Origin of the sequence: Streptomyces sp. BK340 (assembly GCF_007827595.1) — a bacterium.
In the GTDB taxonomy this organism is placed as follows: domain Bacteria; phylum Actinomycetota; class Actinomycetes; order Streptomycetales; family Streptomycetaceae; genus Streptomyces.
The window spans coordinates 337,882-361,464 of sequence record NZ_VISR01000005.1; the positions used below are offsets into that span (position 1 = coordinate 337,882).

18 protein-coding genes are annotated in these 23,583 nt (G+C 73.6%); 7 read left to right on the forward strand and 11 right to left on the reverse strand.

All coding sequences use genetic code 11. The annotated features are described in order from the left end of the window. From FB157_RS13435 to FB157_RS13445, 3 genes are all read right to left on the reverse strand, one after another. A complete protein-coding gene (locus FB157_RS13435; protein ID WP_145879224.1) occupies window positions 1-354 on the reverse strand; it encodes a transcriptional regulator in 354 nt (117 codons plus the stop codon). Then, window positions 351-815 (reverse strand): hypothetical protein, encoded by a 465-nt coding sequence (locus tag FB157_RS13440; protein ID WP_145879226.1) that lies wholly within the window; start codon window positions 813-815, stop codon window positions 351-353. The genes FB157_RS13435 and FB157_RS13440 overlap by 4 nt, the downstream gene beginning before the upstream one ends. Window positions 816-938: 123 nt before the next feature. Beyond that, the gene (locus FB157_RS13445; protein ID WP_145879228.1) at window positions 939-2,264 is read right to left on the reverse strand and encodes a hypothetical protein; all 1,326 of its coding nucleotides are present in this window, start codon (window positions 2,262-2,264) and stop codon (window positions 939-941) included. 113 nt (window positions 2,265-2,377) lie between these two features. Here FB157_RS13445 and FB157_RS13450 point away from each other — a divergent pair, with 113 nt between their 5' ends. Further along, a complete protein-coding gene (locus tag FB157_RS13450; RefSeq protein WP_145879230.1) occupies window positions 2,378-3,643 on the forward strand; it encodes a molybdopterin-dependent oxidoreductase in 1,266 nt (421 codons plus the stop codon). 346 nt (window positions 3,644-3,989) lie between these two features. Here the strand turns inward: FB157_RS13450 and FB157_RS13460 are convergent, their stop codons facing one another. From FB157_RS13460 to FB157_RS13470, 3 genes are all read right to left on the reverse strand, one after another. Further along, window positions 3,990-4,910, reverse strand: coding sequence for a bifunctional 2-polyprenyl-6-hydroxyphenol methylase/3-demethylubiquinol 3-O-methyltransferase UbiG (locus FB157_RS13460; protein WP_145879232.1), 921 nt, complete (start codon window positions 4,908-4,910; stop codon window positions 3,990-3,992). Continuing rightward, a complete protein-coding gene (locus tag FB157_RS13465) occupies window positions 4,907-5,524 on the reverse strand; it encodes a DUF2064 domain-containing protein (RefSeq protein ID WP_145879234.1) in 618 nt (205 codons plus the stop codon). Before FB157_RS13465 ends, FB157_RS13460 begins: the two co-directional genes overlap by 4 nt. 183 nt (window positions 5,525-5,707) lie before the next feature. Next, window positions 5,708-6,409 carry a glycosyltransferase family 2 protein gene (locus tag FB157_RS13470; protein WP_145879236.1) on the reverse strand — a complete coding sequence of 234 codons (702 nt, stop codon included), beginning with the start codon at window positions 6,407-6,409 and terminating at the stop codon, window positions 5,708-5,710. Window positions 6,410-6,513: 104 nt separating this feature from the next. Between FB157_RS13470 and FB157_RS13475 the strand changes: the two genes are divergently transcribed. Both FB157_RS13475 and FB157_RS13480 read left to right on the forward strand, forming a co-directional pair. After that, a complete protein-coding gene (locus tag FB157_RS13475) occupies window positions 6,514-7,257 on the forward strand; it encodes a response regulator transcription factor (protein WP_145879237.1) in 744 nt (247 codons plus the stop codon). A gap of 1 nt (window position 7,258) precedes the next feature. Then, entirely contained in the window at window positions 7,259-8,371 is a 1,113-nt protein-coding gene (locus tag FB157_RS13480; protein WP_145879239.1) for a sensor histidine kinase KdpD, read from the forward strand. Between the two features lie 9 nt (window positions 8,372-8,380). Here the strand turns inward: FB157_RS13480 and FB157_RS13485 are convergent, their stop codons facing one another. The 3 genes from FB157_RS13485 to FB157_RS13495 all read right to left on the reverse strand — a co-directional run bounded on the left by FB157_RS13485 (window position 8,381) and on the right by FB157_RS13495 (window position 12,276). Next, window positions 8,381-9,841: an FG-GAP-like repeat-containing protein gene (locus tag FB157_RS13485; protein ID WP_145879241.1), complete on the reverse strand. Its 1,461-nt coding sequence runs from the start codon at window positions 9,839-9,841 to the stop codon at window positions 8,381-8,383. A 24-nt stretch (window positions 9,842-9,865) separates the two neighbouring features. Continuing rightward, complete coding sequence (locus FB157_RS13490) at window positions 9,866-11,272, reverse strand: FG-GAP-like repeat-containing protein (protein WP_145879243.1); 1,407 nt, start codon at window positions 11,270-11,272, stop codon at window positions 9,866-9,868. Window positions 11,273-11,460: 188 nt separating this feature from the next. Next, window positions 11,461-12,276 (reverse strand): bifunctional 2-polyprenyl-6-hydroxyphenol methylase/3-demethylubiquinol 3-O-methyltransferase UbiG, encoded by an 816-nt coding sequence (locus FB157_RS13495; RefSeq protein WP_145879246.1) that lies wholly within the window; start codon window positions 12,274-12,276, stop codon window positions 11,461-11,463. Between the two features lie 55 nt (window positions 12,277-12,331). Here FB157_RS13495 and FB157_RS13500 point away from each other — a divergent pair, with 55 nt between their 5' ends. Both FB157_RS13500 and FB157_RS13505 read left to right on the forward strand, forming a co-directional pair. Next, window positions 12,332-13,051: a GntR family transcriptional regulator gene (locus FB157_RS13500; protein ID WP_145879248.1), complete on the forward strand. Its 720-nt coding sequence runs from the start codon at window positions 12,332-12,334 to the stop codon at window positions 13,049-13,051. Window positions 13,052-13,240: 189 nt separating this feature from the next. Beyond that, complete coding sequence (locus tag FB157_RS13505; protein WP_261386293.1) at window positions 13,241-13,816, forward strand: hypothetical protein; 576 nt, start codon at window positions 13,241-13,243, stop codon at window positions 13,814-13,816. A 15-nt stretch (window positions 13,817-13,831) separates the two neighbouring features. On the opposite strand, the gene FB157_RS13510 is transcribed toward FB157_RS13505, so the two are convergent. Together FB157_RS13510 and FB157_RS13515 are read right to left on the reverse strand one after the other, a co-directional pair. Continuing rightward, window positions 13,832-14,821, reverse strand: a complete 990-nt coding sequence (locus tag FB157_RS13510) for an NAD(P)-dependent oxidoreductase (protein WP_145879250.1) — start codon at window positions 14,819-14,821, stop codon at window positions 13,832-13,834. A 74-nt stretch (window positions 14,822-14,895) separates the two neighbouring features. Then, the gene (locus FB157_RS13515) at window positions 14,896-15,954 is read right to left on the reverse strand and encodes a CdaR family transcriptional regulator (protein WP_145879252.1); all 1,059 of its coding nucleotides are present in this window, start codon (window positions 15,952-15,954) and stop codon (window positions 14,896-14,898) included. A 248-nt stretch (window positions 15,955-16,202) separates the two neighbouring features. Here FB157_RS13515 and FB157_RS13520 point away from each other — a divergent pair, with 248 nt between their 5' ends. Next, window positions 16,203-18,323, forward strand: a complete 2,121-nt coding sequence (locus FB157_RS13520; RefSeq protein WP_145879253.1) for a flotillin family protein — start codon at window positions 16,203-16,205, stop codon at window positions 18,321-18,323. Between the two features lie 128 nt (window positions 18,324-18,451). Continuing rightward, the gene (locus FB157_RS13525) at window positions 18,452-23,419 is read left to right on the forward strand and encodes a DNA repair ATPase (protein ID WP_145879255.1); all 4,968 of its coding nucleotides are present in this window, start codon (window positions 18,452-18,454) and stop codon (window positions 23,417-23,419) included. Window positions 23,420-23,583 lie beyond the last annotated feature (164 nt).

Here is a 23,583-nt window from a genome sequence, read left to right on the forward strand (position 1 = left end):
CTAGTCCTCGTCGGGCTCCGACCGGTCCCCTTCGGACCCCGCTGCCGCCCTGCGGGCCGCCGACGCGATCTCCTCCAGCGCCGTCAGGTGGCCCGTCAGCGCGCGCCGGCCGGTGAACGTGAGGGCGGCCCAGGTGCGCGGGCGCTTGCCCAGGTAGCCCTTGCGGATGCTGACGTAGCCCGTCTTCTCCAGGGCGGAGAGCGTCTTGCTCAGCGTCGAGTCGGACACCTGGCAGTAGTCCCGCAGGACGGCGAACTCCGCCTCCCCGCACGCGGAGAGGTAGGCGGCGAGGGCCAGCCGGGTGGGGTGGTGGAGTTCCCGGTCCAGGGCGGGGGGCTGAGGCGTTCCGGTCATGCCGTGCCCACCCCGGTGGCCCGCAGCAGGTGCTCCAGGCCGCCCGCGAGACCGAAGGCCACCAGCCAGCCCGTCGTGCCGTACGGGATCGCGGCCAGCAGGCTCACGGCGATGGCGGCGAGGGGGAGCAGCCAGGTCCGCCAGGCGTACCGGCCGGGCTCGCGACGCCGGTCGAACCAGCGGGTGACGCCGCCGTGGTGCGCGCCGATCCAGACCAGGGCGAAGAACGCGGCCAGGCTCAGCAGCCCGCCGGTCAGCAGCCACGCCGCCCACCCCGGCCGGCTGCCGGCGAGGCCCAGTGCGATGAAGCCGGCCGCGAAGGTCAGGGCCTGGCCGACGGCGTAACCGCGGGGCCTGGTCCGCCGGTCACCGGCCGTGCGTGCCGCGGCCTGGGCGGCTCGTGCGGCGGTCAGCGCGTCCTGTGCCTGCCGTGCGTCGATGGGGTCCCCCGTGCTGGCCATGTGTGTACCTCCGGTGTGGGTGGGGCAGTTGGTCGGACCGCCCACTGGTCACCTTCAGGATGGACAGTACTTTCCAAGAATGCAAGTACTTTCAGCGGCTGGTCCGTTACCCCGCACGCGGTCTCACCATCCCGTCAGCAGCAGGTGGTTGAGGAGCAGCGCGAGCACCGCCTGCGCGGTGAGCCAGGCCCGGGGGTGGGGCAGATACGCGCACGCCGGCAGCAGCCACATCGCGAACGGCAGCCAGATGCGCTCGGTCTCGGCCTTGCTCATCCCGGACAGGTCGGCGACGAGGAGGGCGACAAGGGCGGTGCAGACGAGGACCGCCAGGCGGACGGCGGCGGGGTCGGTGCGGCGGGTGAGGGCCGTGGCCGTGCGGCGCAGGCCCGCCGCCGTCGCCGGACCCGTGATCAGCACCGTGCAGGCCAAGTTGGCCCACACCCAGTAGCCGTAGGGACGCTTGCCGCCGACGCCCTGGTAGTAGCGGGTCACCAACAGGTGGTACGCCGTCCACCAGTCGAAGCCCGCGAGCGTGAACGCCAGCGGTACGACGGCGAGTCCGGCGAGGAGGGCCAGGAGGAGCGCCGGGCGCTCGCGCACCCCGTCCCGGCCCAGCAGCAGGACCGCCGCCGCGACGAGGGCGAAGAGCGTGAGGCCGTACGACAGGTAGCAGGTCAGGCCGAGGAGCAGGCCGGAGGCCGCCGCCCGGAGCAGGGAGCGGCGGGTGACCGCGAGGGCGAGCAGGGCCACGGACCAGGCGGCGACCGCGGCGAAGTACGCGTCGGCGGAGGTGCCCAGCCAGACCGCCGCCGGGGCCAGTACCAGGAAGGGGGCCGCCCGCCGGGCCAGGGTCTCGTCCGCCAGGGCGCGGACGGCGACCAGGACCGCCACGCAGGCCGTCGAGCCGAGGGTCACGCACCACATCCCGGCCCAGCCGCCGCCCCGCAGCCCGATCCGGTCGAGGAGGACGAAGGTGAGCGTCGCACCCGGCGGGTGACCGGCGACATGGGCCGGCCAGGGGGCGGGGGTGCCGCTGACGATGTGATGGGTGAAGTCCCGCAGGGTGGCCGGGATGTCATGGAAGCGGCCGATGACCCGGAGGTACTCCTCACGGGTGGTGAGGCGGGCCGCGATGCCCCGGTGCCAGCCGTCGACGAGGGCGAGGGAGAGGATCCAGGCCATGGCCGACGCCCAGGCCGTCACCAGCAGGGCACGCCACGGCAGCCGGGCGGCCAGGGAGGGGCCGTAGGCCACGCCGGCCGCCGCGAGGAGGACGGCGGCCGGCGTGCCGGGGCCCACGTGCGGGTCCCACTCGGCCAGTACCGGCGGCCAGTGCACGAACAGGACGCGGTAGGTGTCCTGGAGGTGGCGGCCGACCAGGACGGCCACCGTCACGAGCAGGGCGGCGGCCCCGGCGGCGTACAGATCACGGCGGAGGGAGCGGGTCACGTCGGCACGTTAGGCCGCACGGCCCCGTACGGGTCGTCGTACAGGCCGGACGTCAGCGTTTCGTCATGGGTCGTGCCCCCTTTCCCGGGCGCTTCGCGGCTTACGGTCGGGGCATGCCCGACCTTCCCCGGCTTCCCACCTCCCCCGGTTTCTGGCGCAGTCCCCTGCGCGGCCGCTGGTTCACCTCGGTGCTCGGACTCGTGCTGCTCGGCGGCATCACCGTGCTGTTCGTGACCGGCCTGGTGTCGTACGCGGCCTACAACCCGAACCTGCACCCGGTGAACGACACGACCCCGGACAAGGGGATCCTCGGCTTCTACCTCTTCCCGTGGCCGACCGGACCGGTGTGGCTGTACCGGTTCACCCAGGGCCTCCACGTCACCCTCGGCATCACCCTGGTCCCGGTCCTGCTGGCCAAGCTGTGGTCGGTGGTGCCGAAGCTGTTCACGCTGCCGCCGGCCCGCTCCGTGGCGCACGCGCTGGAGCGGATCTCGCTGCTGCTGCTGGTCGGCGGCGGGCTGTTCGAGTTCACGACCGGTGTGCTCAACATCCAGCTGGACTACGTCTTCCCCGGCTCCTTCTATCCGCTGCACTTCTACGGGGCGTGGGTGTTCTTCGCCGCGTTCGTGGCGCACGCGGTGCTGAAGACGCCGGCCGCGGTGCGGACCGTACGGCGGCGGCTGCGCGAGGGGGACGAGAGCAACGAGAGCAACGAGAGGGACGCGGACGACCTGGCCGCGCCGGACCCCGATCCGCCCACCGTGTCCCGGCGCGGGGCGCTGTGGCTGGTCGGCGGCGGCTCGCTGCTGCTGTTCCTGACCACGGTCGGGCAGAGCCTGGGCGGACCCTTCCGCCGTACGGCTCTGCTCGCGCCGCACGGCGGGGCCGACCCGGCCGGCGGCCCGAACGGCTTCCAGATCAACAAGACGGCCGCGTACGCGGGCATCGACGCGGCGGAGACCGGCGAGGAGGCGTGGCGGCTCGTCGTCACCGGCCGCACCGGGACCGTGCGCCTCAGCCGCGCCCAGCTGCTCCGGCTTCCCCTGCACAGCTCGTCGTTGCCGATCGCCTGTGTGGAGGGCTGGTCCACCGCCGACCAGTGGTGGCGCGGGGTGCGGCTGCGGGACCTCGCGGCGCTCGTCGGGTACGAGGGCGACCCGCCGGACGTGTTCGTGGAGTCCCTGCAGCGGCACGGCGCCTTCCGCCGCGCGGCCCTGCGCGCCAACCAGGTGGCCGACCCGCGCTCCCTGCTCGCCCTGTACGTCAACGGCGAGGAACTGTCCCCCGACCACGGTCACCCGGCGCGCGTGATCGTGCCCGCCGCACCGGGCGTGCTCAACACCAAGTGGGTGGCCCGGCTGACCTTCGGAGACCTGTGATGCGCCGCCTGCCCGTGATCCGCCGCCTGCCCGTGGGCAGTCCGCTGCAGATCCTGCTGCTCTGCTGCTCGTTCGCGCTCGCCGCGTACGCCGGTGTACGGCTGCTCGCCGGTGACTGGTTCGGGGTGGCGCTGTGGGTCGTGGGGGCGGCCCTGCTGCACGACCTCGTTCTGCTGCCGCTGTACTCGGTGGCGGACCGGGCGGTCGTGCACGGTCTCGACGCGGCCGGACGGCGCGCGTGGGTGATGTACGTGCGGGTGCCGGCCGCGTTGTCGGGGCTGCTGCTGCTCGTGTGGTTCCCGCTGATCTCCGACCGGGTGGCCGTGCGTTACCGCCTGGCCACCGGTCAGTCCGCGGACGTCTTCCTCGGCCGCTGGCTGCTGATCACCGCCCTGCTCTTCGGCGGCTCGGCGCTGCTGCTCGCGGTGCAGGTGCGCAGGGCGACGAAGCGGCGGTCGCCGGCCGTCCACTGAGCCTCCGCCCGCCACTCGGCGGCCCGGTCCGCGAGTTGCAGCAGGGCCGGGGTGCCGATCCGCGCCCACGGGAACGGGTCGCCCGTGCGGGCCTGCCCGTGGGCGACGTCGACGACCTGCACCCGGGTGCGCTCGTCCACGTCCAGCGGGACCGTCTCGGCGATCAACAGACCGCCTGGGACGAGGAGTTGGCTCATCCGGTGCAGCAGGGCGCGCGGGTCGCCGCCGATGCCGACGTTGCCGTCCATGAGCAGGACGGTGCCCCAGCGGCCCTCGCCGGGCAGCGGGTCGAACACCGAGCGGCGCAGGGCCTGGCCGCCGACCGTGATGGTGCGGGTGACGGCCGCCTCGCTGACGTCGACGCCGAGGACGGTACGGCCCCGGGCGGCCAGCTCGGCCACCAGCCGGCCCGGGCCGCAGCCGACGTCCAGGACGGCGCCCTCGCAGCGGTCCAGCACCGCCGAGTCCACCGCGTCCGCGTCGGCGCACCAGCGCTCCACCTCCAGCGGCAGCAGCCAGCCGTCGGTGCGGCGCAGGTACAGCGGGCCCCGGCCGGTGCGCAGGGCGGTGGCGTACGGGTCGGAGACGGCCCAGGCGGGGCCCTGCGGGGCGTCGGCCGAAACCGCCTCGGCTTCGCCGTCGGCGATCGTGTTCCCACCCGCACCACCCGTGACGCTTTCGTCGCCGGGTGCGGGTGGCCCCGGTGGGGCGTATTCACCGTCACTGCCACCGTCGGCGGCTGCGGCTGCGGCGCGGATGCGTGGAGCTGTCGTCGGGCCGGATGCGGGGGTCATCGGGCACCGGCCGCCGTGCAGTCCGCCAGCCGGGCGGCGAAGGTGCCGTGCGGGGCGAGGGCCGCGACCGCGCGGGCGTCGGCGGCGGTGTCGACGTCCCGCAGCCGGGGCAGGTCCCGTACCCGCAGCCCGGCGGCGACCAGCCGCTCCCGCTGCACGGCCCCGGTCTCCGGCACGGACATCGGTACCCCCCGCAGCAGCGCGGGCTCCGGGCGGGCCAGGCCCAGCGCCCAGAACCCGCCGTCCTCGGCCGGCCCGAAGTACGCGTCGCAGTCCGCGAAGTCCACGGTGAGCAGCTGCGGGGTGACCTGCGGGGTGTCCATGCCGATCAGCAGGGCGGGGCCGGCGCACCGGGCGAAGGCGTCGGCGAGGCGGGCGTCGAGTCCGCCGGCGCACTGGGGGACGACGTCGAAGCCGGGGGGCAGCCAGGAGCCCGGCCGGCCGTCGAGCACGAGGACTCTGCGGGTGGCCGGGGCCGCAGCCACGGCCCGCAGCGTGTCGGCGAGCGAGGCCTCGGCGAGGGCGGCGGCCTGCTCGGGGGAGAAGGGCGGGGTCAGGCGCGTCTTGACCCTGCCCGGGCGGGGCTCCTTGGCGATGACTAGAAGGGTGGTCATGTGGGCCTTCCTTGGCTGGTGACCGGAGTGGGGGGGCGGGGTGTTTCGCCTGCCCGCGGCTACGAGCGCCCCATGGGGGGCGCGGCCTGTATCGATGTGCGGCTCCGCCGCGTGGGCGCGACCAGCCCCACCGGCCCGCAGCCAGGCACGGACAACGAGCCGCCAGGCGCGGACAACGAGCCGCTAGGCGCGGACGACAGGCGGCTCGTTCAGGACCTTGCTCATGTCCCGTACCGCCTGCCACGTGCCCCGCCAGGTCCCCGTGACCTTCGAGGCGCCGCTGCGCGGGAGGTACGGGACGTCGTGTTCGGTGATGTGCCAGCCCGCGTCGGCGGCACGGACCACCATCTGCAGCGGATAGCCGCTGCGGCGGTCGGTCAGACCCAGGGCGAGGAGCCGCTCGCGGCGGGCCGCGCGCAGGGGCCCGAGGTCGTGCAGGCGCAGGCCGGTGCGGCGGCGCACGAGGTGGGAGAGGGCGAGGTTGCCGGCGCGGGCGTGGGCCGGCCAGGCGCCCCGGGCCTGCGGGCGGCGCCGGCCGAGCACCAGGTCGGCCTCACCGGCCCGGACCTCGCGGACGAACGGGACCAGCTGCCCGGGATCGAGGGAGGCGTCGCAGTCGCAGAAGCACACCACGTCGGCGGTGGCGGCCAGCAGCCCGGCGTGGCAGGCGGCGCCGAAGCCGCGCCGCTCCTCGCGCACGACGGTCGCCCCGAGGTCACGGGCCAGGTCGGCGGAGCCGTCGGTGGAGCCGTTGTCGACGACGAGGGCGCGCCAGCCGTCCGGGACGCGCGCGAGGACCCAGGGCAGTGCCTCGGCCTCGTTCAGGCAGGGCAGCACGACGTCCACGTCGGAAGGGGGAGGGGAGGTGCTCGTCACGGCGTTCACCCTACGAAGCCGAACCGGGGCAAAGGGGGCATCGCCTCCTTACGAAACGCGGACGTCGGAGCCGCGGCCGAGCCTCCGGGGCGGCCGGGTGCCAGGGTGGAGACATGCAGCAGCCGTACGCATCACCGGACGCCGGGCCGCGACCCGGTTCCCTGGGCCGGATCCTCGTCGTGGACGACGATCCGACCGTCGCCGAGGTCGTCGCGGGGTACCTGGACCGGGCCGGATACACCGTGGACCGTGCCGCCGACGGCCCGGCCGCCCTCGCCCGGGCCGCGGCGCACCAGCCGGACCTGGTGGTGCTCGATCTGATGCTGCCCGGGATGGACGGCCTGGAGGTGTGCCGGCGGCTGCGCGAGCACGGTCCGGTGCCGGTCGTCATGCTCACCGCGCGCGGTGACGAGGACGACCGCATCCTCGGCCTGGAGGTCGGCGCCGACGACTACGTGACCAAGCCGTTCAGCCCGCGCGAGCTGGTGCTGCGGGTGGAGTCGGTGCTGCGCCGCGCCCGGCCCGCCGTGCCGCGCGGCCCGCTGGGCGCGGCCGGTCTGACCGTGGACCCGGCCGGCCGCCGCGCCACCAAGAACGGCACCGATCTGGCCCTCACCCTCCGGGAGTTCGACCTGCTCGCGTTCTTCCTGCGGCACCCGGGGCGGGCGTTCGGCCGCGAGGAGCTGATGCGGGAGGTGTGGGGCTGGGACTTCGGTGACCTGTCGACCGTCACGGTCCATGTCCGCCGCCTGCGCGGCAAGGTCGAGGACGACCCCGCCCGCCCCCGCCTCATCCGGACGGTGTGGGGCGTGGGGTACCGCTTCGACCCCACCGGAACCGGAACGGAGGGCGACTGACATGCGCGACACCCTGCTCATCGCCCTCTACGCCTTCCTCGGCGCCGCCGCCAGCGGCCTCGTCGGAGCGGCCGTGCTGCGGCTGATCCGCCGGCGTTCCCTCACCACCTCGCTCGCCGTGGTGGCGGCCGTCGGCGTGGTCGCCATGCTCGCCGGGACGATGGCCGTGGCTCAGGCGATGTTCCTGTCCTCGCACGACCTGCGGGTGGTCACCACGGTCGTGGCCATGGCGGCCGCGGTCTCCCTGGTCACCGCGCTGCTGCTGGGCCGCTGGGTCGTCGCCCGCAGCCGTGAACTCGCCGACGCCGCCCGGAACTTCGGTGACGGCGGCGCCTTCGCCGCCCCCGAGGCCCCCGCCACCGCCGAACTCGACGCGCTCAGCCGTGAGCTGGCCGCCACCAGCGCCCGGCTCGCCGCGTCCCGGGAACGCGAGCGGGCCCTGGAGACCTCCCGGCGGGAGCTCGTCGCGTGGATCTCGCACGATCTGCGCACCCCGCTCGCCGGGCTGCGTGCCATGTCGGAGGCCCTGGAGGACGGGGTGGCGGCCGACCCCGACCGCTACCTGAAGCAGATACGCACCGAGGTGGAACGCCTCAACGACATGGTCGGCGACCTCTTCGAACTCTCCCGCATCCATGCCGGCACGCTGCCCCTGAGCCCGGCCCGGATCTCGCTGTACGACCTGGTCGGCGACGCCCTCGCGGGGGTCGGACCGCTCGCCCGCGAGCACGGCGTACGGCTCGTGGGCGACCGGGTGGAACCACTGCCGGTGGAGGTCGACGGCAAGGAGATGAGCCGGGTCCTCGCCAACCTGCTGGTGAACGCCATCCGCCGCACCCCCGCCGACGGCACGGTCGCCGTCGCCGCCGAGCGCGTCCCCGACGGTGTGGTGCTGTCGGTGACGGACAGCTGCGGCGGCATCCCCGAGGAGGATCTGCCCCGCGTCTTCGACACCGGCTGGCGCGGCACGGACGCGCGCACGCCGCCGGCGGGAGCGGGGCTCGGCCTGGCGATCGTCCGGGGCATCGTCGAGGCCCACCGGGGCAGCACGACCGTCCGCAACATCCCGGGCGGCTGCCGTTTCGAGGTGACCCTGCCGGCGGCGAAGGCGTAGCGAAACCCCCTAGCCCGCGAACTCGCCCCCGAAGTCCGTGTACTTACGGGCCGGCAGGCCCAGTGCGGTCGGGCCGAAGGTGGTGGACGTGGTCGTCGAGTAGAGCGTGGACGAGGCACCCGGCAGGAACCAGACCGCGCCCTCGGGGTCGTTCTCGCCGACGGCGGCGGCCGTCAGGTCGGCGTGGCCGTCGTGGTTCACGTCGGAGGCGAGCAGGGTGCGGCCGAAGTCGTCGCCCGCCTCCAGGGTGCCCGGCACACCGGGGCTGTCCTGGGTGAGGAACACCGGGCGGTTCGTGGCCAGGCCGGAGGCCGAACCGCGGAGCAGGGTGATCGCGCCGGCGTGCGAGCGGTAGTCGGAGTCGTCCCCGAAGGTCTCGCCCGGCGCGCCGACGGCCAGGTCCCCGTAGCCGTCCTTGTCGAAGTCGCCGATCGCCAGCGCCTGGCCGAAGCTGTCGCCGTACTCCGAGGAGTCCGGGACGCCCGAGGTGTTCTGGGTGATCGAGACCCGGTGGGTGGCGCTCGGGCCGGACGAGGTGCCGTAGATGACGTGGATCTTGCCGCCGGTGGAGGCCGAGGGCTCGTCGGCCGGGTCCTCGGGGTTGCCGAGGACGATGTCGCCGTAACCGTCCTTGTTCAGGTCGCCGATGGCGGCCGTCTCGGCGGTGCGCAGGCTCGCCGCCTTGCTGATGCCGTCGGCGGTGCCCTTGTAGTAGACGGCCGTGGCGAGATGGTCGCCGTTCGGCTTCTGCCCGGTGACCACCAGGTCGGCCTTGGAGTCGCCGTTCACCCGGCCGGCGGTGAGGGCCGGCCTGTCGATGCCGGGGGAGTAGGAGGAGACCCGGCCCGTCGAGCCGGCCTTGGTGAAGGGGCCCCGGATCAGCCGGACCCGCCAGCTGCCGGGGTTCTCCGTGTCGCTCTGCGAGGAGATCGCCAGGTCGGGCTTGCCGTCGCCGGTGAAGTCGGCCGCCGCGATGCTCATCCCGAAGTAACTGCCGTACAGCGTCTGCGGGTTCTTCACCGTGGTGCCGCCGGACAGGCCGCTCCTGGAGCCCCAGACGATGACGACCGTGCCCGCCTCCTGGGCGCTGCCGGCGTTCTCGTGCTGTGCTCCGACGACGAGATCGCTGTAGCCGTCGCGGTTGAGGTCGGCGGTGGCGAGCTGCTCGCCGAACTGGTCGCCCTTCTCCGCGTCGCCGGGAATGCCGGCGGTGTTCTGGCTGATCAGCTGGTGCTTGGCAGGGTTCAGCCCGCTCGCTGTGCCGTAGGTGACGGCGACCTGCCCGGCGTCGGACCTGCCGCCGACCGTGGCGGACGAGGCGGCGACGGCCACGTCCCGGTAGCCGTCGCCGTTGAAGTCGCCCTGGAGCCCCGAAGGGGCGGCCGAGGCGGAGGTGGACAGGGCCACCGGGGTCAGCCCCGCGACGAGCAGGGCGGCGAGCGCGGTGCTGCCGCGCAGGGGGTGCTTCACGTCTGTGTCTCCGAGGAAGAGGGGTCAGTCGGGCAGGACCGCGCCGAACGAGTGGCGGCTGCCGAGGCCCAGCGACTGAGGTGTGAACAGGATCGAGCCGGTTCCGGTGGGGCCGGAAGCCGTGCCCGGCAGGAGGTGGAGGCGGCCGATCTCCCAGGCGGAGGCGACCAGTTCGGCCCGGCCGTCGCGGTTGAAGTCGCGCAGCAGGACCGAGGCGCCGAGCCAGGCGTCGTTCTCGTCGCCGGGGTCGCCCTCGACGCCGGGCGTGCCGGTGTCGTACTGGTGGGCGTTCGCGCCACTGAGGGCGTGCCTGCCGCCGCGCAGGACGGTGACCGCCCCCGCTCTGAAGAGATGGTCGCCGATGACCTCGTCGGGCGCGCCCACCGCGAGGTCGGCGTAGCCGTCGCCGTCGGTGTCACCGGCCGACACGTCGAAGCCGAAGGAGTCGCCGGACTCGGACGTGCCCGGGACGCCGGCCGTGTTCTGCGTGAACGAGGTGCCGCTGGTGCTCGGGCCCTGGGAGGTGCCCTTGTAGACCCGGACGGTGCCGCCCTTGCCCGCGTCGGGGAGCCCCACGGCGAGGTCGCCGTACCCGTCCTTGTCGAAGTCCGCGATCGTGGCGCTCGTGTTCGTCAGGCCGCCCGTGCCGACCAGGCCGATCTTCCGCGGGGGCGCCGTGGGGCCGCCCGGCCGGCCGCGGTAGAACCAGGCGCGGTTGGTCCAGGTGTCCGAGTCGTAGCCGAGGACGGCGAAGTCGGCCGTGCCGTCCTTGGTGACCTTGCCGGAGACCACCAGGTCCGGCTTGATGTCCTCGCCGTCGATCGGGTCGAGGTTGGTGGCCGTGCCGTGCGATCCGGACTTCGTGAACGGGCCGCGCACGACGTAGACGTGGTCGTCGGTGATCGCGACGACGTCCGGCTTGCCGTCGGCGGTGAAGTCGCCGACCGCGACGTCCTTGGCGAAGCCGCAGTCCTTGCACCCCGGGCTCCTGAACGAAGTCCCTTCGCTCAGGCCCGACCTGGAGCCCCACAGGATGGTGAAGGTGCCGCGGTAGGCGCCGTCGTCCTCGCCGGGTGCGGTGACGACGAGGTCGCCGTAGCCGTCCTTGTTCATGTCCGCCGGGGTGACCTTCGCACCGAAGAAGTCGTTCGTCTCGGCGGTGCCCGCGATGTAGGGGGTGTTCTGTGTGATCACCGAGCGCTTGGCGGGGTCGGGGCCGTGGGCGGTGCCCCAGACGACCACGACCGCGCCCGCCTCCTTCTTGCCGGCCACGGTGGCGGTGCGGTCGCCGAGGGCGAGATCGCGGTAGCCGTCGCCGTTGAAGTCGTCCGCGTACTTCGCCGTGGCCGCGGTCGCCGGCGCGGCCAGCGCCAGCGGTGCCGGGCCGGAGGCCAGCAGCGCGGCGGCCAGCAGGAAGGTGCGCTTGCGCAAGGTGTCTCCCACAGTCGGGGTGGATCCCGGGCGCCAGGGTGGCGCGCGATCAGGAGACCATCGGCAACAGGCAAGGGTTGTACGTGAGTTCGGTTAATTCTTGGGGCCTTCGGGGCGGGTGATGCACTTGCTGCCGACCGGGTGGTGACTCGGGCTACCCGTCCACAGGTTGTGGACGTCGACGGGAATCACCCCGGTCGGCGGCCGATCGCCAGCAGATGGGAACTTGCCGCGAGCAGGTCGGGGTAGGGCTCGGCCATGCGTGCGGCGGCCAGCGCCGAATCGAACATGGGTGAGCCGATGAGTGATTCGCCGGTGTGCCGTTCGGTCGCGGCCAGGAGTGACCAGGCCGGGCCCTCGACGCCGTACACCTCGGCGCCGCCGAATCCGGCTGCTGCCACTTCGTCCCGCAGTTGCTCACCGCTGTGGAAGTACGCCGAGGTGAACGCCTTCTTCCCGTCGTGGGTCTGCGTGGCCAGGATGCCGCTGATGCTCTTCTCCATCGGCTCCTTGTGGAGGTGCGCGAAGGCGGTGTGTTCGAACAGGGAGGCGTACCGGTTGATCCCGGCCGCTGCCAGGAGCCCTCCCGGCCTGAGCACGCGGTATGCCTCGGCAAGGGCCTGGTCCCGGTCTGCGCGGTCGAGCAGGTGGTACAGCGGGCCAAGCACCAGAACCACGTCGTAGGACGCATTCGCAGCGGTCAACTGCCGCGCGTCGCCCAGCTCTACGGAAGCCCCGGTTCGCTCGGCCTGCTCGATGTGGCGGGGGATCGGATCGACGAGGTGCACGGCGTAGCCGTCCTCGACGAGCCACCGTGCGTGGGCGCCCGGCCCGCCGCCGACGTCGAGGATCCTGGCGGGTGGCTCGGGGAGGTATCGGCGCAGCAACTCCTGCGTGCGTACCATCTCCAGACGCCCGTCGGCCGTGCCGGCCAACCGGTCCGCCTCGTCGATGGTCTCGCTGTAGAACCTCACGATCTCCGGCGCTACCTCAGGGCTCGTCATACGGGCATTGTGGAGGCTCACCGGTGGACCAGTCCAGTGATCGGAAGTGCGCACCATGCCGTTGTTGAAGTACGAGCAGATCGCCGAAGATCTGCGCACCCGGATCGCGAACGGCGAGTTCGGCCCGGGGGACCTGCTGCCTTCGGGTCGCGACCTCGCCGAGCAGTGGGGTGTCTCGCGAGCCACTGTCGTCAAGGCCTACGACGTGTTGCGCAACGACGGCCTGGTGGTGGCCCGCCAGGGTTCCGGCTTCACGGTCTCGGAAACCCCGATCGCCCGACCGGCAGGCAGGCGCCGCGCGGGCTCCACGCGAGTGTCGGGCGGTGCTCCGTACCGGCGCCTGGGCACCCCGGACCGCATCGTGCCGCCTCCGCGCGTCGCCGAGGCCCTGGGACTCGACGCCGATGAGGAGGCGCTGCGCCGCGTACGGCTGGTGCTGCTCGAAGACGGAGCACCGCACAGCCTCGTGACGGCCTGGTTCCCGCTGCCGATCGCCGACGCCTCACCTCGGCTCGCGATGAAGGGGCCTATCCCCGAGGGCACCACGCATTACGTGCGTCGCCAGACCGGCCGAACGCCGGCAGAGGGAGTTGACATCACCACGGTTCGCCTAGCCACGGACGAGGAGGCGCAGCTTCTGCAAGTGGAACAGCCGACGGCCGTGGCGGTCGTGCTGCACACAGCCTTCGATCAGGATCGCAAGCAACTGGTGTGCGAGGAGGGTGTGACGGCGTCGCACGTATTCGAACAGATCGACAATTACCCAATGCAGTAAGCGAACTGACGCTCCAACTCATCCGAGTGGCTTGACTGGACCGGTCCACCGGTCCAATCTCTAGGTGGTGCTGCTCGGTCGTGCCAAGTGGTTCCCACGCGGCATGTCCGGCCGGTCGGCATGAACAACCCAGGCGACTGCGTGAGCAGCCTTGGGGCGCGGCCAACGCTGTGAAGGAGCGTCGACACCGTGAAACCCACCGTTGAACCGGGAGCCGCGGCACTGCACCCGGTCGAACGCGAGCCCGGCATGCTCGTGCGCCCCGGCGCGGACCGGAGACTGGCCGTCGAACACTGGCTGCTGTCAGCCCACCCCGCCCCCGAGCAGGCCCGTCTGGAGTGGCAGGAGCAGAAAGTGGCGCTGCTGCCCCTGGGAACCCTGTTCTCCGCCGTACGGATCCCCGGCCGTCTGGTCTTCGCCGCAGCCGGGACGGCCGAGTTCGGTGAAGTGGACGCGTTCCTGGACGATGCCCTCGACGGTGGTCCGGTCATCTGTGACCCTCGCGGGTTGCGGTACTACGCGCTGGTTCCGGTGCGCGTGCCGATCACCTGGCGCCAGGCGGCGGACGAGTGGCGGGCGACAGCCGCCGTGGAACTCCTCGGCTGCGGAACCTACTTGGGCGTGCCCCGCGTGACCGAGGTGGACTTCGATCCGTGGGCCTGCGTCTCGTACTGGTGCGTGCCGATGTCCACCGCGCTCTGCGCGCCCCTGAGGGTGGCCCGGCTGATCACAGCCGGACAGCACGTGATGGCAGAAGAGCAGTAACCGTGCCGTAAAGCCTCACCGCTCCCGCGCGAACTCCCGCATCCCCTCCTCGAAGGTCACCTCCGGCTTCCAGCCCAGGTCCGCCCGCAGGCGGGACGAGTCCGCCGTGATGTGCCGTACGTCGCCCAGCCGGTACTCGCCGGTGATCAGCGGTCCGGGGCCGTGGCAGGCGGTGGACAGGGCGTGGGCGAGCTCGCCGACCGTGCGGGGGTCGCCGCTGCCGGTGTTGTACGCCGTGAGCGTTCCGGGGCGCGGCTCGGCCTCCAGCGCGCTGACGTTGGCGGTGGCCACGTCCCGGACGTGCACGAAGTCCCGGCGCTGGCGGCCGTCCTCGAACACGCGCGGGGGCTCGCCGCGTTCCAGGGCCGAGCGGAAGAAGGAGGCGACCCCGGCGTACGGGGTGTTCCGCGGCATGCGGGGGCCGTAGACGTTGTGGTAGCGCAGGGAGACCGCCGTGCCGTCCGTGCAGCGGGCCCAGGCGGCGGACAGGTGTTCCTGGGCGAGCTTGGTGGCCGCGTACACGTTGCGCGGGTCGGCCGGGGCGTCCTCGGTGACCAGGCCGGGGGTCAGCTCGGTTCCGCAGCGGGGGCAGCGCGGGTCGAAGCGGCCGGCGGCCAGGTCGGCGGCGGCCCGGGGGCCGGGACGTACGACACCGTGCACGGGACAGTCGTGGCGGCCCTCCCCGTAGACCACCATCGACCCGGCCAGCACCAGCCGCCGTACACCCGCCTCGGCCATCGCGGCGAGCAGCACGGCGGTGCCCAGGTCGTTGCGGGAGACGTACTCGGCGGCGTCCGCGACGCCGTTGCCGAGGCCCACCATGGCCGCCTGATGGCAGACCGCGTCCACGCCGGACAGGGCAGCGGCGACGGCCGACGGGTTGCGCACGTCGGCGCCGGGAGCGTCCCGGACGTCGTACACGACCGGCTCGTGCCCGCGCGCCCGGAGCGCGTCGACGACATGGGACCCGATGAACCCGGCACCGCCGGTGACCAGTACACGCATACGGCCACGCTAGGTCCGCGACCCGCCCGCGGCCGGGTGCGACGGGCGGTACGTCACCCCTCCGTAAGGACTGCTCAGAGCGGCTTCGCGGGCCAGTCCAGCAGGCGGGCGCCGATCACCGCCGTCTGCAGCGGGTAGCGGTGGGCCGGGTCTGCCGGGTCGGCGCCGGTCAGCTTGTGGATGCGCTCCAGGCGGTAGGTCAGGGCGCGCACGCTGAGCGAGAGCCGGCGGGCGGCCTCGGCGGCCACACAGCCGGAGTCGAAGTACGCGGTGAGGGTGTCCAGCAGCGGCTGCGGCCCGCCGCGGGCGGCGGTGAGCGGGCCGAGGGTGTGCGAGACCAGGTCGGCCATCGCCTGCCGGTCGCGGGCGAGCACCGGGTACACGAGCAGGTCCGCGGCGCGCAGCAGCGGCTGGTCCAGGTCGAGCCGCCCGGCCATCTCCAGTGTGGTGAGGGCCTCTTCGTACGACTGCACGACCCCGCCGGGGCCGTGCTGCGGGCGGCCGACCGCGACCCGGCAGCCCTCGGCCGCCGCGTACGCCTGCTTGGCGAAGTAGGTCAGGACGTCGTCCTCGTCGCCGGGCGCGACGCACAGCAGCCGGCCGTTCTTGGTGGTGAGCAGGATGCTGCGGGCGTCGAAGCGGGCCAGGACGGCCCGTTCCACCTGGCGGGTCACCGGATGGCCCTCGTGGTACGGCACCGGGCCCTCGGCGACGGCGACCGCGTGTGCCCGGGACATCCTGAGGCCGAACCGTTCGGCGCGCTCGGCGATGCGGCCGAGATCGCTGCGGCCGTAGAGCAGGTCGTCGATGAACTCCCGGCGCACGGCCTCCTCGTGGCGCACCGCGAGCCGCTGGGCGCGCTCGTATCCCTCGGCGAAGGCGTCGACCGCCTGCTGCAAGGCGGCCAGCGTGCAGTCGGCCGAGCCGGGCGTGCCGGGCCAGGCGGCGCGGGCCGCGGCCAGGTGGGCGACGACCAGGGCGCGCAGTCCGTGGCCGGACTCGGCGGCCTGCTCGCCCAGGGCGCGGCGCGCGGCCAGCTCCTCCCGGGTCAGCCGGCGGCCGGTGGCCGCGACCTCGGCCAGCATGTCTGCGTAGCCGTCCAAATAGTGCTCGGGTATCGCCTGTTCGGTCACGCCGTCCCCGTCCCCGTCCCCGTCCCCCGTGATCTTGACGCGCCGGTGACGGTTTCCTGGCGTCTCTCCGGCACCGAGACATTATGGAACGCTGCCGGAAACCGGCAATGCGCGGGCTCGCGCCCCTCGTGCACCATCACGGGACGGGGGAGCACCACGGATGGTTCAGGTGCCGGACATCGAACAGGTGTCCGGCACCTGCGCCGGGCTCTTCCGTCTTCATCGTCTGACGCACAAGGACGTATGCCATGGAAGCGCTCGGCGTGCTGGTCGCCGTCTGTCTCGTCGTCGTACTGCTCGCGCTGTTCTCCTTCTCCCGGCTGTACCGCAAGGTGGACCAGGGCCGGGCGCTGATCGTGTCCAAGACGCGCAAGGTGGACGTGACGTTCACCGGGCAGGTCGTGCTGCCGGTGCTGCACAAGGCCGAGATCATGGACATCTCGGTGAAGACGATCGAGATCAGCCGTTCCGGCCGGGACGGGCTGATCTGCCGGGACAACATCCGCGCCGACATCCGCATCTCGTTCTTCGTCAAGGTCAACAAGACCGAGGCGGACGTCATCAAGGTCGCCCAGAACGTCGGCACCGAGCGCGCCAGCCACCAGGACACGCTGCAGGAGCTGTTCCACGCGAAGTTCTCCGAGGCGCTGAAGACCGTCGGCAAGCAGATGGACTTCACCGACCTGTACACCAAGCGCGAGGAACTGCGCTACCACATCATCGAGTTGATCGGTGTCGACCTCAACGGCTACCACCTCGAGGACGCGGCGATCGACTACCTGGAGCAGACGCCGCTCACCCAGCTCGACCCGGCCAACGTCCTCGACGCCCAGGGCATCCGGAAGATCACCGAGCTGACGGCGGTCGAGCACGTGCGCACCAACGAGGCGCAGCGCAACGAGCAGAAGGAGATCACCCGGCAGAACGTCGACGCCCGCGAGGCCATCCTGGAGCTGGAGCGGCGGCAGGCGGACGCGGAGATCAAGCAGAAGCGGGAGATCGAGACGTCCCGGGCCCGCGAGGAGGCCGAGACCGCGCGGGTCATGGAGGAGGAGCGGCTGCGTGCGCAGGGCGCCTTCCTGCGCACCGAGGAACAGCTGGGCGTGCAGCGGGAGAACCAGGCCCGCGAGGTCGCGGTCGCCGCGAAGAACCGCGAGCGGGTCATCGCCGTCGAGAACGAGCGCATCGAGAAGGACCGGATGCTGGAGGTCATCGCCCGGGAACGGGAGACCCAGCTGACCCGGATCGCCGCCGAGAAGGAGGTCGAGGCGGAGAAGCGGGAGATCGCCGAGGTGATCCGGGAGCGGGTCGCGGTGGACCGCACGGTCGCCGAGCAGGAGGAGTCCATCAAGAAGCTGCGCGCGGTCGAGCAGGCCGAGCGCGACCGGCAGGCCCTCGTCATCGCCGCCGAGGCCGAGGCGCAGGAGAAGCTGGTCAAGGACATCAAGGCCGCCGAGGCCGCCGAGCAGGCCGCGACCCACCGCGCCGCCGAGGAACTCACCCTCGCCGAAGCCCGGTTGAAGACCGCCGACCTCGACGCGCGGGCCAAGCTGCGGCTCGCCGAGGGCGTCCAGGCCGAGGCCGCCGCCGAGGGGCTGGCCGCCGTGCAGGTCCGCGACAAGGAGGCCGAGGTCATCGAGAAGTCCGGCCGGGCCGAGGCGCAGGCCACCGAGGCACGGCTGCGCGCGGAGGCCGAGGGCACGCAGGCCAAGGCGCTCGCCGAGGCCGAGGGCGCGCGGGCGGCGGCGGAGGCCACCGGGGCGCGGCTGAAGGCCGAGGCGGAGGGCGCCCGGGCGAAGGCCCTCGCGGAGGCCACCGGCATCGGCGAGAAGCTGAAGGCCGAGGCGGCCGGCCTCACCGAGAAGGCCGCGGCGATGGCAGCCCTGGACGAGGCCTCGCGCGGGCACGAGGAGTACCGGCTGCGGCTGCAGGCGGAGAAGGAGATCCGGCTGGCCGGCCTGGAGACACAGCGCCAGGTGGCCGAGGCCCAGGCCACGGTCCTCGCGACCGGCCTGGAGAACGCCGACATCGACATCGTCGGCGGGGACTCCGTCTTCTTCGACCGGCTGGTGTCGGCGGTCTCGCTCGGCAAGGGCGTCGACGGCTTCGTCGACAACTCCCGTACGGCACAGGCACTGGCGAAGCCCTGGCTGGACGGCTCGGGCAGCTTCACCGACGACCTGGGCCGGATCCTCGGCTCCGTCGGTACGGCGGACCTGCAGAACCTGACGGTGTCGGCGCTGCTGATGAAGCTGATGAGGTCCGGCGGCCCCGAGGCGGGACAGCTGCGGCAACTGCTGGACCGGGCCGGTGAGCTGGGCCTCGCGGACACCCCGCTGACCGCGCTGAACGGTGCCGCCAGGAACTGACGGCCCGGTGCCGGGCCGCCGTACGGGGGTCGGCGGCCCGGCAGCCCCGCTCGTCCGCTCGCAGCCTCCGACCCGCAGCCTTTGACCCACAGCCTCCGCAGCGAGGCCCTTGAAGGGAAGCGCCGTCCATGGCAACCGCCCCGGAGACGGGCTCGTACGACACCGTCGACGCCGGCACCTACGAGGTGCTGCGCGACCGCCTGGCCGCCCAGGCCGCCGACCTCGCCCGGCGTGCCGAGGCCCTCAACGCGCGCCGCGCCGAGGAGTTCGGCTCGGCAGGGCTCGGCCTCACGGCCACCGGACGGCTGCGCACCGGGCACGCGTGCGTGCCCTGCGACGTCGTCGCCGTCGGGGACGTGCTGCTGTTCGGCAGCACCGGCCGGACGGCCGACGGTACGGCCGCCTCGGACGTCCTCGCCCTGTACGACCGGGACCTGAACCGGCTGCCCGAGGACACCGTACCCGGACTGCTCGACGACCCCGCATTCGTACGGGAGTTCACGGCCCTGCACCGGTACTACCGGCAGGCCCGGCTGCTGCGGCTGCGCCGCCTGGACGACCGGCTGCTGGCCGTGTTCCGCACCGGTGAGAAGGCCGAGGACGTCCGTGCCCTGCGCTGGAGCCTGACCGCCGACGGCGGGGCCCGGTTCCTGGACGCGCGCGGCGACCGCGACGACGTGGCCCCGCCCGCCCACGACTTTGCCTGGACCGGGACCACCCGCGAGGACCATGTTCTCGGGGGCGGCGGCCGGGACCCGTACGTGGCGGTGCCGGGCGGGGCGGGCGTGGCGACGGTCGGCGGCCGGCTCACCGTGCGCGGCCCGGAGGGCGAGGAGCTGTACGCCGAGCCGGTCGAGGAGCCGCTGCAGGCCCTCGCCGACGCCGGGGTCACGCACGCGCGGGTGGGCGCACTGGTCCTGCTGCGGGTGCGGCCGTACAAGGAGGACACCGACCGGTACCTGGTCTTCGACACGCTGACCCGCTCGGTGGTCCGGCTGGACGGCATCGGACAGGCCTGCCGCCGGCTGCCCGAGGACCAGGGCATCGTCTTCCCGGGCGGCTACTGTCTGGCCTCGGGCACCCGCAAGACGTACGAACTCGACGCGAAGGGACTGGAGTTCGATCGGGAGGTGCGCTCACCGAACGGCGAGGACGTGCTGTACGCGTTCCGCTCCCGGGCCGAGGGCCGCACACTCCTGCTGTCGTACAACACCCTGCGCAAGGAGGTCGCCACCCCGCTGCCCTGCCGGGGCTGGGCCCTGTTCGAGGACGGCACCCTGGCCGTGCTCCGCGCCGACGGCGACGAGCCCGCGCACACGCACCCCGTGCAGTGGTGGACCTCGCCGTACGCCTCCGACACCCACGCGGCCGCCCTGCGCACCGGGACGGGCGGGCTGGCCCGGGTCGGCAACGCGGACCTCGTGCGCGGACTCGCCGACTGCCTTTCCGTCGCCCGGCTCGTCGCCGAGGGCATCGGGACGGGCGAGGGCTACCGGGCGCTGGCCGCCGCCTGCGTGCGCGCCGCCGACACCCACCACTGGCTGGGCGAACCCGAACTGGGCGATCTGCACACGCCGTTGGCCGCCCTCCGGGAGACCGCCGAGCAGGTACTCGCCGAGTTCGAGACCGTACGGGCCCTGTCCCGGCAGGCCGGTGAGGCGTTGGAGGAGGCCGCGGCCCGTATCGCCGCCGTGGTGCGCCGGCTGCGCGGGGAGGCCCCGCGGGACGCCGCCTCCTGGGTGCGGGGGCTCACCGAACTCCGGCACGCGCACGGTCATCTGCTGACCCTGAAGGAGCTGCGGTACGCCGACACCGCGCGGGTGGAGGAGCTGGCCGCCGAGGCGGCGGCCGACCTCGCGGCCTTCGGGCGGCGCGCGGTGTCCTTCCTGGCCCGCGAGGACGCCTTCGGGTCCCAGCAGGCGGAGGTGGAGCGGCTCGTGGCGGACGCGGCCGCGGCGCCGACCGTCGCCGCGGCCGCTCCCGTCACCGCCCGGCTGGACGAGCTGGCCGACGGGCTGCGCACGGTCACCGAGGTCGTCACCGGTCTGGACATCGCCGACGCCACCGTCCGCACCGCCGTCCTGGAGCGGATCGCCGAGGTACTGGGCGGCGTCAACCGCGCCCGCGCCACGCTCGACGCCCGCCGCCGCAGCCTCCTCGACCACGAGGGCCGCGCCGAGTTCGCCGCCGGGACGGCCCTGCTGGCCCAGGCGGTCACCGCCGCGCTCGCCGCCGCCGGCACCCCCGAGGCCTGCGACGACCAACTCGCGCTGCTCCTCGGCCGGCTGGAGGACCTGGACGCCCGGTTCGCCGAGTTCGACGACTTCCTCGGTGAACTCGCCGACAGGCGCACGGAGATCTACGAGGCCTTCGCCTCCCGCAAGCAGTCCCTCGCCGACGCCCGCGCCCACCGCGCCGAGCAACTGGCCGCCTCCGCCGCCCGGGTGCTGGAGACCGTCGGCCGGCGTGCGGCCGCGCTCCCCGACACCGACGCGGTCACCACCTACTTCGCCTCCGACCCGATGGTCGCCAAGGTGCGCCGGACCGCCGACGAACTGCGGGACCTCGGCGACGGCGTGCGCGCCGAGGAGCTGGACGGCCGGCTCAAGGCCGCCCGCCAGGAGGCGGCTCGCGCCCTGCGCGACCGCACCGACCTGTACGCCGACGACGGCCGCACCCTGCTCCTCGGCGGCCACCGCTTCGCCGTCAACACCCAGCCCCTCGACCTCACCCTGGTCCCGCACGGCGACGGCCTCGCCTTCGCGGTCACCGGCACCGACTACCGCCGCCCGGTGACCGCCCCCGGCTTCGCGGACACCCGCCCGTTCTGGGGCCGTCACCTGCCGTCCGAGTCGCCCGAGGTCTACCGCGCCGAACACCTCGCCGCCCGGCTGCTGGCCGAGCACGGCCCGGCCGCCCTCGCCGCGGCCGACCTGCCCGTACTGGTGCGGGAGGCGGCCCAGGCGTCGTACGACGAGGGCTACGAGCGCGGCGTCCACGACCACGACACCACCACGATCCTCACCGCGCTGCTGCCCCTGTACGACGCCGCGGGCACCCTGCGCCACGAACCCGCCGCCCGGGCCGCGGCCCAGCTGTTCTGGGCCCACGGCACGACGCCCGGCATGCGAGAGGCCTGGTCCCGACGGGCGGCGTCACTGGCCCGGGCCCGGGACGCGTTCGGTCCGTCGGACGCCCTCACCGAGCTGGTGGGGGAGCTGGCGGAGGCGATCGGGCGGTGGAGCGGGGGTGAGGCGAGTGCCCCGGGGGCGACCGGACGACCGGGCGAGGGGCTCTCTGCGCGACCGGCCGTCGAGCCGTCCGGGTCAGCGGGCGGCGGGCCGCTGGGGCGTGCCGTCGCCGGGCCGCTCGCCGGTGCCGCCGCCGCGTACCTCTTCGACGAGCTGACGTCCGGCTCCGGCGGCTTCGTCCTGGGTGCGGGTGCCCGCACCCTGCTGGAGAAGTTCCGGCACACGGTGGGCGGTTCGGACTACGCCCGGGACCTGGAGGCCCTGGCCGGCCTCGGCGCCCGGCGGCAGGTGGCCGAGGCGTGGCTCACGTCGTACGCGGCCGCCACCGGCGCCGAGGCCGGCACCGGCGAGCTGGCCGAGGCGGTCGCCGCCGAGCTGTGCCCGGACCTGCCCCGCTACGACTGCGACGCCCCGCTGACCGCGACCGCGGAGGGCCTGCTGGGCGCCCACCCGCGGGTGACGGGCGGCCGGCTGCCGCTGCGCCTGGACGAGTTCCTGGCCAGGACGGCGCGGTTCGCCGAGCTGGAGGTCCCCGCCTTCCGCGCCTACCAGCGCCGCCGTACGACCCTGGTGGACGCCGAACGCGAGCGCCTGCGCCTGGCCGACCACCGCCCGCGGGTGATGTCCGCCTTCGTCCGCAACCGCCTCGTCGACGAGGTGTACCTCCCGCTGGTCGGCGACAGCCTGGCCCGGCAGCTCGGCACCACCGGCGAGTCGAAGCGCACCGACACCGGCGGGCTGCTCCTGCTGATCTCCCCGCCCGGCTACGGCAAGACGACGCTCATGGAGTACGTCGCCGACCGCCTGGGCCTGATGCTGGTCAAGGTCAGCGGCCCGGCGCTCGGCAACGGAGTCACCTCGTTCGACCCGGCCGACGCCCCGAACGCCACGGCCCGCCGCGAGATCGAGAAGATCAACTTCGCGCTGGCGGCCGGCAACAACACGCTCCTGTACCTGGACGACATCCAGCACACCTCCCCCGAGCTGCTGCAGCAGTTCATCCCGCTGTGCGACGCGACCCGCCGGGTCGACGGGGTGTGGGAGGGCGAGCCGCGCAGCTACGACCTGCGCGGCAAGCGCTTCGCCGTCTGCATGGCCGGCAACCCCTACACCGAGTCCGGGGACCACTTCCGCGTGCCCGACATGCTCGCCAACCGGGCCGACGTGTGGAACCTCGGCGACGTCCTCACCGGCAAGGACGACGTCTTCGCGCTCAGCTTCGTCGAGAACGCCCTCACCGCCCACCCGCTCCTCGCCCCGCTGGCCGGCCGTGACCGCGCGGACCTCGACCTGCTGGTCCGCCTCGCCTCCGCCGACCCCACGGCCCGCGCGGACCGCCTCACCCACCCCGTCCCGCCCGCCGAACTCGATCGCGTCCTCGCGGTCCTGCGCCACCTGCTCGCCGCCCGCGACACGGTCCTCAAGGTCAACGCGGCCTACATCGCCTCCGCCGCCCGGTCCGCGGCGTCCCGCACCGAACCGCCGTTCCGCCTCCAGGGTTCCTACCGCGACCTGAACAGGATCGCCCAGCGTCTGAGCCCGGTCATGAACGACGCCGAACTCGCCGCCGTGATCACCGACCACTACACCGCCGAGGCCCAGACCCTCACCACCGGCGCCGAGGCCAACCTGCTGAAGCTCGCCGAACTGCGCGGCACCCTCGGCCCCGAACAGGCCGCCCGCTGGGCCGAGGTGAAGACAGCCGACGTCCGCGCGCGCACCCTCGGCGGCCCGGGGGACGACCCCCTGACCCGCGCGGTGGCCGCCCTCGGCCTGCTGGCCGACCGGGTCGCGGCGGTCGAGAACGCCATCACCCGGGCGACCGGAGCACGGGACGGCTCCTGACGCCGGTGCCGCTCGCACCCGGGCGCGCCCCGTCTGCGTCAGCCGACGAACGGCGGACCGGACGCAATCCCCCGAGCGGAGCCGGCCGTATAGACGGCAGAGGGATCGATCCTGACGAAACACTGCGAAACGAACAGCTGGAGTCATGATGACCTCCAATGCCA

Bases quoted from the DNA above. Each gene is read 5' to 3' on its own strand.
- FB157_RS13435 (WP_145879224.1), bottom strand. From the start codon at position 354: ATGACCGGAACGCCTCAGCCCCCCGCCCTGGACCGGGAACTCCACCAC.
- FB157_RS13440 (WP_145879226.1), bottom strand. From the start codon at position 815: ATGGCCAGCACGGGGGACCCCATCGACGCACGGCAGGCACAGGACGCG.
- FB157_RS13450 (WP_145879230.1), top strand. From the start codon at position 2,378: ATGCCCGACCTTCCCCGGCTTCCCACCTCCCCCGGTTTCTGGCGCAGT.
- FB157_RS13460 (WP_145879232.1), bottom strand. From the start codon at position 4,910: ATGACCCCCGCATCCGGCCCGACGACAGCTCCACGCATCCGCGCCGCA.
- FB157_RS13465 (WP_145879234.1), bottom strand. From the start codon at position 5,524: ATGACCACCCTTCTAGTCATCGCCAAGGAGCCCCGCCCGGGCAGGGTC.
- FB157_RS13475 (WP_145879237.1), top strand. From the start codon at position 6,514: ATGCAGCAGCCGTACGCATCACCGGACGCCGGGCCGCGACCCGGTTCC.
- FB157_RS13480 (WP_145879239.1), top strand. From the start codon at position 7,259: ATGCGCGACACCCTGCTCATCGCCCTCTACGCCTTCCTCGGCGCCGCC.
- FB157_RS13495 (WP_145879246.1), bottom strand. From the start codon at position 12,276: ATGACGAGCCCTGAGGTAGCGCCGGAGATCGTGAGGTTCTACAGCGAG.
- FB157_RS13500 (WP_145879248.1), top strand. From the start codon at position 12,332: ATGCCGTTGTTGAAGTACGAGCAGATCGCCGAAGATCTGCGCACCCGG.
- FB157_RS13510 (WP_145879250.1), bottom strand. From the start codon at position 14,821: ATGCGTGTACTGGTCACCGGCGGTGCCGGGTTCATCGGGTCCCATGTC.
- FB157_RS13520 (WP_145879253.1), top strand. From the start codon at position 16,203: ATGGAAGCGCTCGGCGTGCTGGTCGCCGTCTGTCTCGTCGTCGTACTG.
- FB157_RS13525 (WP_145879255.1), top strand. From the start codon at position 18,452: ATGGCAACCGCCCCGGAGACGGGCTCGTACGACACCGTCGACGCCGGC.